This window comes from Paenirhodobacter populi, from assembly GCF_004022215.1.
GTDB lineage: Bacteria > Pseudomonadota > Alphaproteobacteria > Rhodobacterales > Rhodobacteraceae > Rhodobacter > Rhodobacter populi.
Window position 1 is genome coordinate 13419 of the sequence record NZ_SAUZ01000011.1, and the last position, 13793, is coordinate 27211.

General features: G+C 67.3%; 11 protein-coding genes. 1 reads left to right on the forward strand and 10 read right to left on the reverse strand.

Annotated elements, in window-relative coordinates; genetic code table 11:
• Nucleotides 1–267 precede the first annotated feature (267 nt).
• The 5 genes from der to D2T30_RS10205 all read right to left on the reverse strand — a co-directional run bounded on the left by der (nucleotide 268) and on the right by D2T30_RS10205 (nucleotide 7121).
• A complete protein-coding gene (gene der, locus D2T30_RS10185) occupies nucleotides 268–1824 on the reverse strand; it encodes a ribosome biogenesis GTPase Der (RefSeq protein WP_128182290.1) in 1557 nt (518 codons plus the stop codon).
• Nucleotides 1825–1869: 45 nt separating this feature from the next.
• Nucleotides 1870–3153 (reverse strand): outer membrane protein assembly factor BamB family protein, encoded by a 1284-nt coding sequence (locus D2T30_RS10190; RefSeq protein WP_128208896.1) that lies wholly within the window; start codon nucleotides 3151–3153, stop codon nucleotides 1870–1872.
• Nucleotides 3154–3235: 82 nt separating this feature from the next.
• Nucleotides 3236–3910, reverse strand: a complete 675-nt coding sequence (locus D2T30_RS10195) for a tetratricopeptide repeat protein (RefSeq protein ID WP_164884277.1) — start codon at nucleotides 3908–3910, stop codon at nucleotides 3236–3238.
• A 90-nt stretch (nucleotides 3911–4000) separates the two neighbouring features.
• Complete coding sequence (locus D2T30_RS10200) at nucleotides 4001–5836, reverse strand: ABCB family ABC transporter ATP-binding protein/permease (RefSeq protein WP_241651242.1); 1836 nt, start codon at nucleotides 5834–5836, stop codon at nucleotides 4001–4003.
• Nucleotides 5837–5993: 157 nt separating this feature from the next.
• On the reverse strand, nucleotides 5994–7121 hold the full coding sequence (locus D2T30_RS10205; protein WP_128208790.1) for a LysM peptidoglycan-binding domain-containing protein: 1128 nt from the start codon (nucleotides 7119–7121) through the stop codon (nucleotides 5994–5996).
• 138 nt (nucleotides 7122–7259) lie between these two features.
• Here D2T30_RS10205 and D2T30_RS10210 point away from each other — a divergent pair, with 138 nt between their 5' ends.
• Complete coding sequence (locus tag D2T30_RS10210) at nucleotides 7260–7829, forward strand: LOG family protein (protein ID WP_128208791.1); 570 nt, start codon at nucleotides 7260–7262, stop codon at nucleotides 7827–7829.
• 28 nt (nucleotides 7830–7857) lie between these two features.
• Here D2T30_RS10210 and rarD read toward each other — a convergent pair whose 3' ends face one another.
• The 5 genes from rarD to D2T30_RS10235 all read right to left on the reverse strand — a co-directional run bounded on the left by rarD (nucleotide 7858) and on the right by D2T30_RS10235 (nucleotide 13740).
• Nucleotides 7858–8754, reverse strand: a complete 897-nt coding sequence (rarD, locus tag D2T30_RS10215; RefSeq protein WP_128208792.1) for an EamA family transporter RarD — start codon at nucleotides 8752–8754, stop codon at nucleotides 7858–7860.
• Nucleotides 8755–8826: 72 nt separating this feature from the next.
• A complete protein-coding gene (locus tag D2T30_RS10220; RefSeq protein WP_128208793.1) occupies nucleotides 8827–9426 on the reverse strand; it encodes a superoxide dismutase in 600 nt (199 codons plus the stop codon).
• Between the two features lie 495 nt (nucleotides 9427–9921).
• Entirely contained in the window at nucleotides 9922–10473 is a 552-nt protein-coding gene (locus tag D2T30_RS10225; RefSeq protein WP_128208794.1) for a sarcosine oxidase subunit gamma, read from the reverse strand.
• Nucleotides 10466–13420, reverse strand: a complete 2955-nt coding sequence (locus D2T30_RS10230; RefSeq protein ID WP_128208795.1) for a sarcosine oxidase subunit alpha family protein — start codon at nucleotides 13418–13420, stop codon at nucleotides 10466–10468. The genes D2T30_RS10225 and D2T30_RS10230 overlap by 8 nt, the downstream gene beginning before the upstream one ends.
• Nucleotides 13417–13740 (reverse strand): sarcosine oxidase subunit delta, encoded by a 324-nt coding sequence (locus tag D2T30_RS10235; RefSeq protein ID WP_128208796.1) that lies wholly within the window; start codon nucleotides 13738–13740, stop codon nucleotides 13417–13419. The genes D2T30_RS10230 and D2T30_RS10235 overlap by 4 nt, the downstream gene beginning before the upstream one ends.
• Nucleotides 13741–13793: the final 53 nt, after the last annotated feature.

The window sequence follows — 13793 nt, forward strand, 5'->3', positions numbered from 1 at the left end:
AAGGCCGCTCACCCCCGGGATATTTATGGAAGAATGAAGGGCATTCAGGCCTCGTCCATCTCTTCAGACGGGCGGCGCCGCCAGCCTTGAAAATCGAAAACGCCCGGCCTCGTGACCGAGAGCCGGGCGTTTCTGTTTCGTTTTCAGGAGCGCGTTTCAGAATTCAGGGCGAAGCGTTTTCCCTTCATTCTTCCCCAAATATCCCGGGGGACGCCGAAGGCGCGGGGGCAGCGCCCCCGGCAACGGTGCCGCCGGATCCGCGATTTGTCACTTCTTCGGCGGGCGCTGGCCCTTGGGCTTCGGCTTGTCGGGGCGCATCGTGCCGCCGGGCGCGACGCCGCCCGAGGCGGACTTGCCCTTGCGCTCCGCCGCCTTGCGCGCCTCGACATGCTTGGTCAGGCGCGAGGGGATGGATTTCTTCCGCTCCTTGTAGGGGTTCGCCACCCCCTGATCGCGGAAGAAGATGCGGATCGGCGTGCCCGGCATGTCGAAATCGGCGCGCAGGCCGTTCACCAGATAGCGCCCGTAGCTTTCCGGGATCTTGTCGGTGTGCGTGGCCTTGACGACGAATCCCGGCGGGCGGGTCTTGGCCTGCGTCATGTAGCGCAGCTTGATCCGGCGCCCGCCCGGCGCGGGCGGCGGATGCGCCTCGGTCATCGCGCGTAGCCAGAGGTTCAGCTTCGCCGTGGGAATGCGGCGGTTCCAGACCTCATAGGCCTTGATGATCGCGGCATGCAGCCGGTCGAGCCCCTTGCCCGTTCTGGCAGAAACCGTCACCAGCGGCGCGCCGCGCAACTGCGGCAGCAGACGCTCGAACGCCTCGCGCAGTTCCTTGAGCTTCTCGGGCTTGTCTTCCTCGAGATCCCATTTGTTCGCGGCGACGACGACGGCCCGGCCCTCGGTCTCCGCATAATCGGCGATGCGCAGGTCCTGCGTCTCGAACGGGATGTTGACGTCAAGGAGCACCACCACGACCTCGGCAAAGCGCACGGCGCGCAGGCCATCGGCCACCGACAGCTTTTCAAGCTTGTCGCTGACCTTGCCGCGCCGGCGCATCCCCGCCGTGTCCCAGATCCGCATCGGCGTGCCCATGAACTCGGTCGTCACGGAAATCGCGTCGCGGGTGATGCCCGCCTCGGGGCCGGTCAGCAGACGGTCCTCGCCGAGGATCTTGTTGATCAGCGTCGATTTCCCGGCATTCGGACGGCCGATCACCGCGAGTTGCAGGGGCTTCGCGGCGGTGGGCATGCGGAACACGCCCTCTTCCTCGGAATCCTCGTCGATCTCGACATCGGTTTCCGGCGTGTCGGCGGCATGGCGTTCGGCGAAACCGTCTGCCAGCGGGCGCAGCACGTCATAGAGATCGTCGAGCCCCTCGCCATGTTCGGCCGAGATGCGGATCGGTTCGCCAAGGCCGAGGCTCCAGGCCTCGATCGCGCCGGCGTCGCCCGCGCTGCCCTCGGCCTTGTTGGCGGCGACGATGACATGGGCGTTCTTGCGCCGCAAAATATCGGCAAAGATCTCATCCGCAGGGGTCACGCCCGCCCGCGCGTCGATCAGGAACAGGCAGATGTCCGCCTCTTCGACCGCGCGTTCGGTCAGCCGCCGCATGCGGCCCTGCAGGCTGTCGTCCTCGGCCAGCTCCAGCCCGGCCGAATCGATCACGATGAAGCGCAGGTCGCCCAGCCGGGCGTCGCCTTCACGCAGATCGCGGGTCACGCCCGGCTGATCGTCGACCAGCGCCAGACGCTTGCCCACCAGCCGGTTGAACAGCGTTGACTTGCCGACATTCGGACGGCCGACGATGGCCAGGGTAAAGCTCATGTTCCGCTCCTTGGAAGGAAGCCGCCGCTTTACACGGCTTTCGCGTCAACGGAAAGCCAGAAGGTTGCCGTCGCGGCTGAGGACGTAAAGCGTGCCGCCCGCGACGACCGGATCCGTGGCCGCGCCGCCGGGGATTTCCGTCTGGCCGATCAGGTTGCCCGAGACCGGGTCGAACACCCGCAACAGCCCGTCGGACGAGGCGACGAACAGCTTGCCGCCAGCCAGGACCGGACCGTAATGCACATAGATCTGCGACTGTTTCTTGAGTCTCTCGCGCACGTAATAGGGCAGGTCATGCGACCAGATCACCGCCCCCGTCGCCGCGTCGAGCCGCACGATCTGGCCCCGGTCGGAAATCAGGAAGACCGAGCCCCCCGCCACCTGCACGGGCGATCCCGCGCCGTCCTCCGCCGTCCATTTGCGTTCGCCCGTGTCGAGATCGAAGGCCGACAGCCGGCCCGCCGAGGATCCGGCGTAAAGCGTGTTGCCGGCGACCACCGGCTCGCCCGTCAGGTCGTTGATGACGGTGTAGCCGCGCCCGACCCGGCCGCCGGCGACGCGGCTTTCCCACATCGTCATGCCCTGCCGCTTCATCGTGGCGATCATCTCGCCCGAGGCGAAGGGGAAAATGACATATCGACTGGTCACCGCGGGGGCCGCACTGCCGCCCATCCCCGCCCGCGCCGGTGCCGCATTGATCAGCCACAGCACCTTGCCGTCCGAGGCGCGCACCGCCCAGGCCGATCCGTCGCGGACCGAAACATAGACGATCCCGTCCGAGACGGTCGGCGCGCCGCCGATCCCGGCGTCGAAATTCTGCCGCCAGCGCACGGCCCCCGTCGCCGCGTCGAGCGCGACGAGCTGGCTGAAGCCCGAGGTGACGAACAGCGTGCCGCCGTCATAGGCCAGCCCCGCGCCCGAGGCATCGGTGCCCCTGTCGCCGGGCGGCGTCGCATCCGCCTGCCACAGACGCCCGCCCGAGGTCGAGGTCGCCGTCACCAGCCCGTGGCTGTCGATGGTGAAGACCCGCCCGCCGGCAACGACGGGTTCCGCGACCAGACGGTAGCGGCGGCTGTCGCCCGCGCCGATCGGCGCCGACCAGACCAAGTTTGTGCCCGCACCGATGGCCGGATGCACCAGACTGTGTTCGGCATTGCCCGCCCGCTGCGGCCAGTCCGCATTCGCCCGCGCCGCGGGCAGCGAGATCGGCCGCGCGACATTCATCGCCGATTTCGGCGCGCCGGCCGCGCCCTCGATCACGTCGCGCGGATCAAGACGCTCGCCCGGCAGGATCGTTTCCCTTTCGCAGGCCGCCAGCGCCGCAGCCATGCCAAGCACAGCGATTCCGTGGATCAGCTTCAACGCCAGTTCTCCCTGCCTGCTCCGTCCTTGCCCCGATGACCGGAGCGGATCACTCGGCCATCGCCGCAGCGGGCATCCGGATCGGTGCCGGAGGTTCTCCGCCGAGCGCCACAATCAACTCTGTCGCGCGCTGTTGCAAGCCCGGCGTGGCGCCGCTGTCGGCAAGGATTTCCTCTGCCCCGGCGATCGCCCCCGCGGTGTCGCCCGCCGCCAGCGCGGCGACGGCCCGCTGTTCGATCGCCATCAGCCGATAGGGCGCGCCGGGCTTCGTCAGATCCGCCAGCGCCGCTTCCCGCTCGGCCGCGGGCATCTGCCCGTCCAGCATCACCGCCTTCAGCAGCGCAAGCTGGCGCAGGTTCTCCGGCAGCGCGGCATCCTCCGCCGCCGCCTTCAGCGCGGCATAGGCCTGATCCGGGTTGCCGTCGCGCATCGCCTGCGCCGCGGACGCCAGCCGGACCAGCGCGCCCTGCGTGCCGGTCGCGGTCATCCCGTCGAGCAGTTGCTGCGGATGTTCGGATTGCAGCGCCGCCAGAAGCTGGTCGCCAAAGGCCTGCGCATTCTCGCTGTGGCGAACCTTCTGCCATTCGTACCACGACGCGCCGCCGACGATGCCGATCACCGCGACGACGCCGATCCAGCCGTATTTGCGGAAGATCGCGAAGAGCCGGTCGCGGCGCACCTCCTCGGTGACTTCACTGATAAAGCTGTCGGTCTGGTTGCTCACGGCCCCGCTCCTGCGCAGTTTCCACGTCTCTATACGCAAGGGGCCGGGGGTTGCCAAGGCCGCACCCCGAGCGCCCCGCGCCATCGGCGGTCACGTTCCGGTTTGCCCGACGGGTTCCCCGGCGGGCGGCTCTTCGGCGGGGTCTTCCGCAGATTGGCGCGCCCACATCGCGGCATAGCGGCCACGCCGGGCCAGCAGGTCTTCATGCCGCCCCTGTTCGACGATCTCACCGCGTTCCAGCACCACGATCATATCGGCATCCGCCACCGTCGACAGCCGATGCGCGATGGTGATGACCGTCCGCCCCCGGCCCATCGCATTTAGGCTTTCCTGAATGTCGCGTTCCGTCTGAGTGTCGAGCGCCGAGGTCGCCTCGTCCAGCAGCAGAATGGGCGGATTCTTCAGCACGGTCCGCGCGATGCCGACGCGCTGCTTTTCCCCGCCCGACAGCTTCAGCCCGCGTTCGCCCACGGTCGTGTCATAGCCGTCGGGCAGCGACAGGATGAAATCGTGGATCTTCGCGGCCCGGGCGGCGGCGATGATCTCGTCATCCGTGGCGCCGGCGCGGCCATAGCCGATGTTGTAACGGATCGTGTCGTTGAACAGCACGGTGTCCTGCGGCACCACGCCGATCGCGTCATGCAGGCTTTTCTGCGTCACGCCGCGAATGTCCTGCCTATCGATGCGGATCGCGCCGCCGGTCACGTCATAGAACCGGAACAGCAGCTTGCCGATCGTCGACTTGCCCGAGCCCGAAGGCCCGACCAGCGCCACCGTCTGCCCGGCGGGCACGGTGAGCGAGATGCCCTTGAGGATCGGCCGCGACGCGTCATAGGCAAAGCGCACATCGTCCAGCACCACCTCGCCCCCCGTCACGCGCAGATCGGGCGCGCCCGGCACATCCACGATCTCGGCGGGCTGGTGCAGCAGCTCGAACATGTCACCCATATCGACCAAGGCCTGCCGGATTTCCCGGTAGACCGTGCCGAGAAAGCCAAGCGGCATGGTGATCTGGATCATATAGGCCTGCACCATGACGAAATCGCCCACCGTCAGCAGCCCCGCCTGCACATCGCGCGCCGCCATGACCATGACGATCACCAGACCCAGCGTGATGATCAGCCCCTGCCCGAAATTCAGCACGGCGAGGCTCTGCCCGGTTTTCACCGCGGCCTTTTCATAGGCCCGCATCGAGGCATCGTAGCGCAGCGCCTCGCGGTTCTCGGCGCCGAAATACTTGACCGTCTCGAAGTTCAGCAGGCTGTCCACGGCCTTCTGGTTCGCGGCGGTGTCGGCCTCGTTCATGTGGTAGCGGATCGCCACGCGCCATTCGGTGACCTTGAAGGTGAAGACGACATAGATCACGATCGTCGCCACCACGACCACCGCATAGAGCCAGCCGAACATCAGCGCGAAGATCAGGCTGACCAGCGCCAGTTCCAGCACCAGCGGCCCGATGGAAAACAACAGGAAGCGCAAAAGGAATTCGACGCCCTTGACGCCGCGCTCGACCACCCGGCTCAGCCCGCCGGTCTTGCGGGTGATGTGGTAGCGCAGCGACAGCGCATGGATGTGGCGGAAGGTTTCGAGCGCCAGCTTGCGCAGCGCCCTTTGCGCCACCCGCACGAAAACCGCGTCCCGCAGTTCGCCAAAGCCAACCGAGGCGAGCCGCGCGCCCCCATAGGCCACCGTCAGCCCGACCGCGCCAAGCGCCAGCAGCCAGGTTTCGTCATGCGCCTCGCCCGCCAGCGCATCGACCGCCGCCTTGTAAAGGAACGGCGTGCCGACCGACACGACCTTGGCGAGCACCAGAAACACCAGCGCCAGCATGACCCGCCGCTTCACCCATCCCTCGCCCTTCGGCCAAAGGTAGGGCAGCACGGCATGGAGCGTGCGCGAGTTGCGGGCGCGCTCCTCGGCGTTCATCCGGCCGGTTTGGGTGATCTGGGAAGGCGGCATCGTCTGACCTTTCGGGAATCCGCAGGCAGGCGGCAAGCCGCCCGGGACCGCCATACCTAACGCGCTATGGCGCGGTGTCCAGCCCCAAGGTCAGTCAGGTCCCAAGCTCAGTCAGGCCCCTAGCTCAGTCCGGCAGAGTAAAGACCTGCCCCGGATAGATCCTGTTCGGATCGCGGATCTGGTCGCGGTTCGCCTCGAACACGCGGACATACAGATAGGGGTCGCCATAGGTTTCCCGCGCGATGGCCCAGAGCGTGTAGCCCTGTTCGATCGTCACCAGCCGGGGCCGCGTGTCGCCATCCCCGGGCCGGGCGGCGGCATCCAGCACATCGCGCGGCGCCGCGGTGAATTCGGTTTCCGCCCGTGCCAGAACCTGCCCCGAGGCGTCGAGCGCATCGACCCGCAGCTGATGCGGCCCTGGCGCCGGCGCGGGCAGGACCATCCGCCAGGCACCTTCGCCGTTCGCGGCGACCAGCCCGACCTCGGCATTGTCGATATAGGCGCGCAGGACCGCGCCCTCGGGCGCGCCACGACCGCTGATCTCCACCCCGTGACTGGCGTCGAAGGCCAGCGTGTCGATCACCAGATCGCCGCTGCCCTGCGCAAGGACGCGCACCCCATCCCCATCGGCAAGCAGCGGCTTCGCCGCCAGCGCCTCGGCCTGCGCGGTCTGGTCGGCCACCGCCTCGGGGGATTCGCCCGCCGCCTGTGCCGCCTGCTCCAGCGCGCGCGGGCTGGGCGCCACGGTCAGGCTTTCGGCCGAAACCGTCACCAGCCCGCCCGAGCCGAAACTGCGCAGCGTCAGCGCGCGCGGGCTTGCCGAGGGTTGTCCCAGCGTGACCGAGGCGAATTTCCCGTCCCGCCCCGCCATGACCCGGTCGATCACCGCACCGTCGAGCAGGATTTCCACCGTGGCTCCGGGCGCCGCGAGCCCCGCCACCGTGATCGTCCCGTCGGGACCGGCGCGGAGCATGTCGAACGTCGGCTCCGCCGTCTCGACGGGAACCGGCGCGGGTTCCGTCGGCGCGGCTGCGGTATCCCCCGGCTGCGGCGCGGCTGTCTGCGCCGCGCCGGGCGCGACGGCGGCTTCCGCAGAGGCCGGCGCGTCGCCCTGCCCGGCGCTGCGCCCGCTGTCATAGGACCACAGGCCGAACAGCAGCGCGATCAGCGCGACCGCGGCCGCGCCCCCGGCGATCGGGCCGCGGGCGGAACGCTGCCGCGGTTCCGGATTGTCATGGCCTTGTTCCATCATCTTCCCTTTCAGCCCCCGGCCATGCGTTGCCACGCCGCCTTGAGCGCACCCATCTGACTCATTATCACACATTTAGGCAACTCTCCGCGCATTGTAACACGTCCCGAGTCGTCCGTTCCAAGCCAAAAGGATCTTCCCATGCCCCATCCCGCCGCCAATCCCGCCCATTCGGTCTGCGTTTTCTGCGGTTCGCGGACCGGCAACCGCCCGGCCTATCTGCGCGCCGCCCATGAGACCGGGGCCATTCTGGCGCAGCATGGTTGGCAACTGGTTTACGGCGCCGGGGATGTCGGCCTGATGGGCGAGGTGGCGCGCGCCGCGCAGGAAGCCGGCGGCCGCACCTTCGGGGTGATCCCGGAACATCTCTTCTCGCGCGAGGTGGGCAAGCGCGACCTGTCCACCTTTGTCGTCACCCAGACCATGCACGAACGCAAGAAGGTCATGTTCATGAACTGCGACGCGATCGTGGTGCTGCCGGGCGGGGCCGGATCGCTGGACGAATTCTTCGAGGTGCTGACCTGGCGCCAGATCGGCCTGCATGAAAAGCCGATCTTCCTGGTCAATGTCGAGGGCTACTGGGACCCGCTGCTGGCGGTGATCGAGCGAATCATCGCCGAAGGCTTCGCCGCGCCCTCGCTGCGCGACTTCACCATCGCCGTGCCGGATGCCGCCGCGCTGCAAAAGGCCCTTGAGGAAACCTTCGCCTGACCGGGCGCCGAACTCGGGCGCGGGTCCGTCAGGCCCGCGCCGGCTGGGCCGAGGCGCGCAGGCTCGCGGCCGAATAGATCACCAGCGCCGCCCAGATCACCGGGAAGGCGACAAGGTGGTAAGGCGTCAGCGGCTCGCCGAACAGCATCACCGCGACAAGGAACTGCAACGTCGGGTTCACGTAGAACAGGATGCCGAGCGTGCCGAGCCGCACCCTCTGCGCCCCGTAGGCGAACAGCACCAGCGGCCCGCCGGTCAGCACGCCCGAAAACATCAGCAGCAGGCTCGTCGTCCAGTCGGACCCGAAGGCCCCCGATTCCGCGGGCACCCCCCAGCCGAAATGCAGCGCCGCCAGCCATGCGAGCGCGAGGGGCGCCAGCAGCGCCACCTCGCCCGTCACGGTGATGTCCGACCCGAAGGCGATCTTCTTCTTGACCATGCCGTAGACGCCCATGGTCAGCGCCAGCGTCAGCGCGATCCACGGCGCGACGCCCAGCCCCCATGTCAGATAGCACACGGCGATCAGCGCCAGCCCGACCGCCAGCGCCTGCGCCCGGCCGAGCCTTTCGCGATAGACCGCCGCGCCAAGCGCCACCGCCACCAGCGGAAAGATGAAATAGCCAAGGCTCGCCTCGACCACATGGCCATAGGTCACCGACCAGATATAGACGAACCAGTTGAGCGAGATCATCACCGAGGCCACCGCCACCAGAAGGACGCTGCGCCCCGACAGCATCCGCCACAGGATGCCGATCCGCCCCTGCGCAAGGATGATCGCGCCGAAGAACACAAGCGACCAGACCGTGCGATGCGCCAGCACCTCGATCGGCGGCACATGCGACAGCCATTTGTAATAGATCCCCGACAGCCCCCAGACCACGCAGGTGCCGAGGATGGCCAGAAAGCCCTTGGTCGTTTCCGTCATGTCCGCGCCCTTCTTCCACAGAAAAGGCCCGCTGCCGGAACAGCGGGCCTTTCCGATACCGCAGCCGCGCGTTTACAGGCGCGAGGCGACTTCTTCCCAGTTGACCAGCTTGTCGAGGAAGTTCGACAGATAGGCCGGGCGCTTGTTGCGGAAATCAATGTAGTAGGAATGCTCCCACACGTCGACGCCCAGCAGCGCGGTCTGGTCGAACACCAGCGGGTCGACGCCGTTCTCGGTCTTGGTGACCTTGAGCGAACCATCCGTGTCCTTCACCAGCCAGGCCCAGCCCGAGCCGAATTGTCCGGCGCCGGCGGCGGCGAAGTCTTCCTTGAACTTGGCGACCGAACCGAAGGCCTCGGTCAGCGCCTTTTCCAGCTCGCCCGGGATCTTCTTTTCGCTCGGCGCCAGCCAGTTCCAGAACTGCGTGTGGTTCCAGTGCTGCGAGGCGTTGTTGAAGATGCCCGATTGCGCGACGGCGCCGGCCTTGTAGGTGCCTTTCACGATCTCTTCGAGCGTCTTGCCTTCCCATTCGGTGCCGGCGACCAGCTTGTTCAGCGTGTCGACATAGGCCTTGTGGTGCAGGTCGTGGTGGTATTCGAGCGTTTCCTTCGACATGCCGAGATCGGCAAGCGCGTCATGGGCATAGGGCAGTGCAGGAAGTTCAAAAGCCATTTCCTTATCCTTTCACGAAGGTTTGCTTCGCCTCTATAGAAGCCCGGCGCGACGATAGGTCAAGGCGGATCGGATAGCTTTTCACGCGCATCGGCGAAGAATGGAAAAGGCGCGCTATATTCCCGGGACCGCACCAACGATCTGGTCCCCGCGCCACCCCTTTCTCCCTTCGTGTTTCCATAAATATCCCGGGATGAGGCGGACAAGTCGATCTTCCGGCGGAAGATCGACCCGCCGAATGCGCAGGACACGCGCGAGGGGGCTGGCCCCCTGCCACCCTCCTCCCCCAATCCACGCTGCCTTGATTTCGCGGGCGCGCGAAATTTCTGCCGTCGGCCCGCGGAAAGGAAGAATGGGGGCCAGCCCCCTCTTGGCCTGCGGCCAATTCACCCCCGGGATATTTATGGAAAGATGAAGGAGTCGACGTTTCGGGGCACTGAAACGTTCCTTTGGAAACGAAGGCGGAAGGGGGCCGCCTTCGTCGGAGGCAGGGTCTCAGAAAATCTCGCCGCCTTTGCGCGACGCGGTTTCCAGAAGGCCCATCATGTAGCCCGCGACCGAGCGGAAGCAGATCAGGGTGATCTCCTCCGGTCCCGAGCGCCAGAGCGCGACGCCCGTCTGCGCGGCGCGTGTGCGGCGCAGTTCCATCTCCGGCAGGGTGGCGAAATCGACGGGGCAGAGCTTCATCAGCACCTCGTCGCGTTTCGCGCCGGTGATGGTGAACACCGCCCGCATGTCCGAGACGTTGACGATCAGCGCATGTTCCCCGCCCATCTCCGCCGTCAGGTCGCCGGCAAGGACCGGGGCCTCGTCGTAGCTGCAGAACAGCAGCAGTTCATCGGGGCTCATCCAGGCGAGGCGGCGGCCCCCGCCCGTCACCACCTTGCGCTGCTCCGGCACAGCGAGCCCGCGTTCGGCCAGCACCGCGGCGAGCCGGGGCGAGGCCAGATCCGCGCGGATCTGGATCATGCCGGTCAGGCCCGCCTCGGCCACGGTGGCGAAGCCGGTGTGGCTGACGCCCTTCAATGCGGAAACAGCCTCAGGCATCGGCCTTCTCCCCTTCCTTGTCGTAGAAGCAGGGATCGACGATCCGTGCCTTGATCACCGCGCCCTTGTCGGCCGGGAAGTCGAGGATCTCGCCCATCCGTTCCGGCCCGTGCAGCACCAGCCCCATGGCGATGCCCTTCTTCAGCGTCGGCGAATAATAGCTGGAGGTCACGCGGCCCTGCGTGTTGCGCTGGCCGTTGGCGTTGTTGCCCTCGGCCACCGCGTAGACGCCATCGGGCAGCACCGAACCGTCGAGCGTTTCCAGCCCCACCAGACGCCAGCGGTCGGGCGAGACCATGAAGGACCGTTCCTGCGCGCGCTTGCCCAGATAGTCGGCCTTCTTCTTCGAGATCGCCCAATTCAGCCCCAGATCCTGCGGGATCACCGTGCCGTCGGTTTCGTCGCCGATCATGATGAAGCCCTTTTCGGCGCGCATGACATGCAGCGCCTCGGTCCCGTAGGGCATGGCGCCGAATTCCTCGCCCGCCGTGTTGAGCGCCTCCCACAGCGCCGCGCCCATATTCGCGGGAACGGCGATTTCATAGGACAGCTCGCCCGAGAATGAAATCCGGTAGACCCGCACCGGGAAGCCCGCGAGCGTGCCCTCGGCCCAGGTCATGAAGGGCAGCGCCTCTTTCGAGACATCCATCCCGCCGAGCTTTTCCAGGAGCTTGCGCGCCTTCGGGCCGACCACGGCGATCTGCGCGTATTGTTCGGTCAGGTTGGCGGTGTAGACCTTCCAGTCCCACCATTCGCATTGCAGCCAGTCTTCCATATGGGCATGGATCCGGTCCGCCCCGCCCGAGGTGGTGTGGCACAGCCAGCTGTCATCCGACAGCCGCACCACGACGCCGTCATCCGACAGGAAGCCATTCTCGTTGCACATCAGCCCGTAGCGGCATTTGCCCACCGGCAGGGTCGACATCATGTTGGTATACATCATGTCGAGGAATTTCCCCGCATCCGGCCCCTTGACGAGGATCTTGCCGAGCGTCGAGGCGTCGAGCAGCCCGACATTCGTCCGCGCATTGGTGATCTCGCGGTTCACCGCGTCGCGGTGGCTTTCCGCTCCGCGCGGGTAGCAATAGGGCCTGCGCCAGAAGCCGACGGGTTCCCAGTGATAACCCTTTGCCTCGTGCCAGTCCTGCATCGCGGTGCGGCGCATCGGCTGGAACAGATCGCCCCGCGCCTCGCCCGCCATCGCACCGAAGGAAATGGGCGTGTAGGGCGGGCGGAAGGTCGTCGTGCCGGTGGTCGGGATCGGCTGGCCGAGGCTGTCCGACAGGATCGCGAGGCCATTGATATTGCTCAGCTTCCCCTGATCCGACGCCATGCCGAGCGTGGTATACCGCTTGGTGTGCTCGACCGAGGTGTAGCCCTCGCGCGCGGCGAGTTCCACATCCGAGACCTTCACGTCGTTCTGGTAGTCGAGGAAGGCCTTGAACCGCAGCGCCTGCCCGGCGCCCGCCGGCATGACCCAGACGGGGGCCAGCGGCGCCTCGGGCTCGACCTCGGCGCTCAGCCCCGCCTCGGCGGCGATGGCGTCGAGCGTCAGGTGCCCGTTCGCCGCGCCGACCGCGCGGGCAAGGACCGATCCGTCCGGCCCGGTGGGCGCACGCGTCGCATCGGGGCGGAACATGGCGCCCGCCTCGTCCCACAGCAGCTTGCCGCCGACATGGGAGAAAATATGCACGACCGGCGACCAGCCGCCCGACATGGCGACGCAATCGCATTCGAGCGTCTCGGTCACGCCGCCCTCGCCCGCCTGCGAACAGACCTGCACATGGGTCACCGCCTTGTGGCCCATGACGCCGGCGATGCCGCGGCCTTCCATCACCCGCACGCCGCGCGCCCGGACGAGTTGCGGCAGGTCGCCGCCCGCGCGCTCGCGCGCGTCGACCACGGCCTCGACCGTCAGGCCCGCGTCGAGCACGGCCAGCGCGGTGCGATAGGCATCGTCGTTGTTGGTGACGATCACCACCCGGTCGCCCGGGCTGACCGCCCAGTTGACGATGTAGTCGCGCACCGCCGAGGCCAGCATCACACCCGGCACGTCATTGCCCGCGAAGGCGAGCGGGCGTTCTATCGCCCCCGTCGCGGCGACGGTGACGCCGGCGCGCACCCGCCAGAGCCGGTGACGCGGGCGGCCGTCGCCCGGGGTGTGATCGGCCACCCGTTCGTAGCAGATCGCATAGCCGTGGTTGTGCAGCCCCGCGACCATCGTGCGGGTCATCAGCTGGACGTTCGGATAGGTCGCCAGCAGGTCGAGCGTCCTGTCGATCCATTCGGCGGGCGCCAGCCCCTCGATCGTGCCGCCGTCGACGGGTGCCCGACCGCCCCAGAACGGCGTCTGTTCCATGACGATGACGCGTTTGCCCGCCTTCGCCTCGGCCAGCGCGGCTGCGAGACCGGCGACACCGCCGCCCGCGACCAGCACGTCGCAATAGGCATAGGCCTGTTCGTAGCGGTCGGGGTCGGCTTCCTTCGCCGCCGTGCCAAGGCCCGCGGCGCGGCGGATCACCGGCTCGAACAGGTATTTCCACGCGATCTGCGGGAACATGAAGGTCTTGTAGTAGAAGCCCGCCGGGAACAGCTTGCCGAAGGTGTTGTTGATCGCGCCGATGTCGAAATCGAGCGAGGGCCAGTGGTTCTGGCTTGCGGCCTCGAGCCCGTCGAACAGTTCGGTGGTGGTGACCCGCTGGTCGGGTTCCACGCGCGCGTTGCGGCCAAGGTTGACGAGCGCGTTCGGCTCCTCGGCGCCCGAGGCGATCAGGCCGCGCGGACGGTGATATTTGAACGACCGGCCGAGCAGCACCTGACCATTCGCCAGAAGCGCCGCGGCAAGGCTGTCGCCCGCGAAGCCGCGCATCGGCGCGCCGTTGAAGCGGAAGGACAGAGGTTTCGAGCGGTCGATCAGCCGCCCGCCTTTGGACAGACGTGTGCTCATTGCCAACCCTCCCAGCCGGGGCATTTTTCCTTGATTTTGGCGATCAGTTCCGCCGGCGGTTCGGTCGTCTGCGCGGAATAGGTGCCGTAGACCTCGAGCGTCACGGTCGACCGCGCGGCGAGGAACCATTTGCCGCAGCCGTAGCTGTGCCGCCAGCGTTCGAAATGCACGCCCTTGGGGTTCTTGCGGTTGAACAGGTAATCCTCGAATTCCGCATCGGTGGAGCCGGGGCCGAAACGCTTCAGATGCGCCTCGTGGCCGTAGGTGAGTTCGGTTTCCTCGGCGGTCACGCCGCAGCAGGGACAGGTGAGGGTCAGCATCTCGGCGTGCTTTCTTGACGGGCTTTTCCGGGGCGGCCGCCGGGGGCTTCGCG

Bases quoted from the DNA above. Each gene is read 5' to 3' on its own strand.
- D2T30_RS10210 (WP_128208791.1), top strand. From the start codon at position 7,260: ATGCCCCATCCCGCCGCCAATCCCGCCCATTCGGTCTGCGTTTTCTGC.
- rarD (WP_128208792.1), bottom strand. From the start codon at position 8,754: ATGACGGAAACGACCAAGGGCTTTCTGGCCATCCTCGGCACCTGCGTG.
- D2T30_RS10205 (WP_128208790.1), bottom strand. From the start codon at position 7,121: ATGATGGAACAAGGCCATGACAATCCGGAACCGCGGCAGCGTTCCGCC.
- der (WP_128182290.1), bottom strand. From the start codon at position 1,824: ATGAGCTTTACCCTGGCCATCGTCGGCCGTCCGAATGTCGGCAAGTCA.
- D2T30_RS10225 (WP_128208794.1), bottom strand. From the start codon at position 10,473: ATGCCTGAGGCTGTTTCCGCATTGAAGGGCGTCAGCCACACCGGCTTC.
- D2T30_RS10200 (WP_241651242.1), bottom strand. From the start codon at position 5,836: ATGAACGCCGAGGAGCGCGCCCGCAACTCGCGCACGCTCCATGCCGTG.
- D2T30_RS10220 (WP_128208793.1), bottom strand. From the start codon at position 9,426: ATGGCTTTTGAACTTCCTGCACTGCCCTATGCCCATGACGCGCTTGCC.
- D2T30_RS10190 (WP_128208896.1), bottom strand. From the start codon at position 3,153: ATGGCTGCGGCGCTGGCGGCCTGCGAAAGGGAAACGATCCTGCCGGGC.
- D2T30_RS10230 (WP_128208795.1), bottom strand. From the start codon at position 13,420: ATGAGCACACGTCTGTCCAAAGGCGGGCGGCTGATCGACCGCTCGAAA.
- D2T30_RS10235 (WP_128208796.1), bottom strand. From the start codon at position 13,740: ATGCTGACCCTCACCTGTCCCTGCTGCGGCGTGACCGCCGAGGAAACC.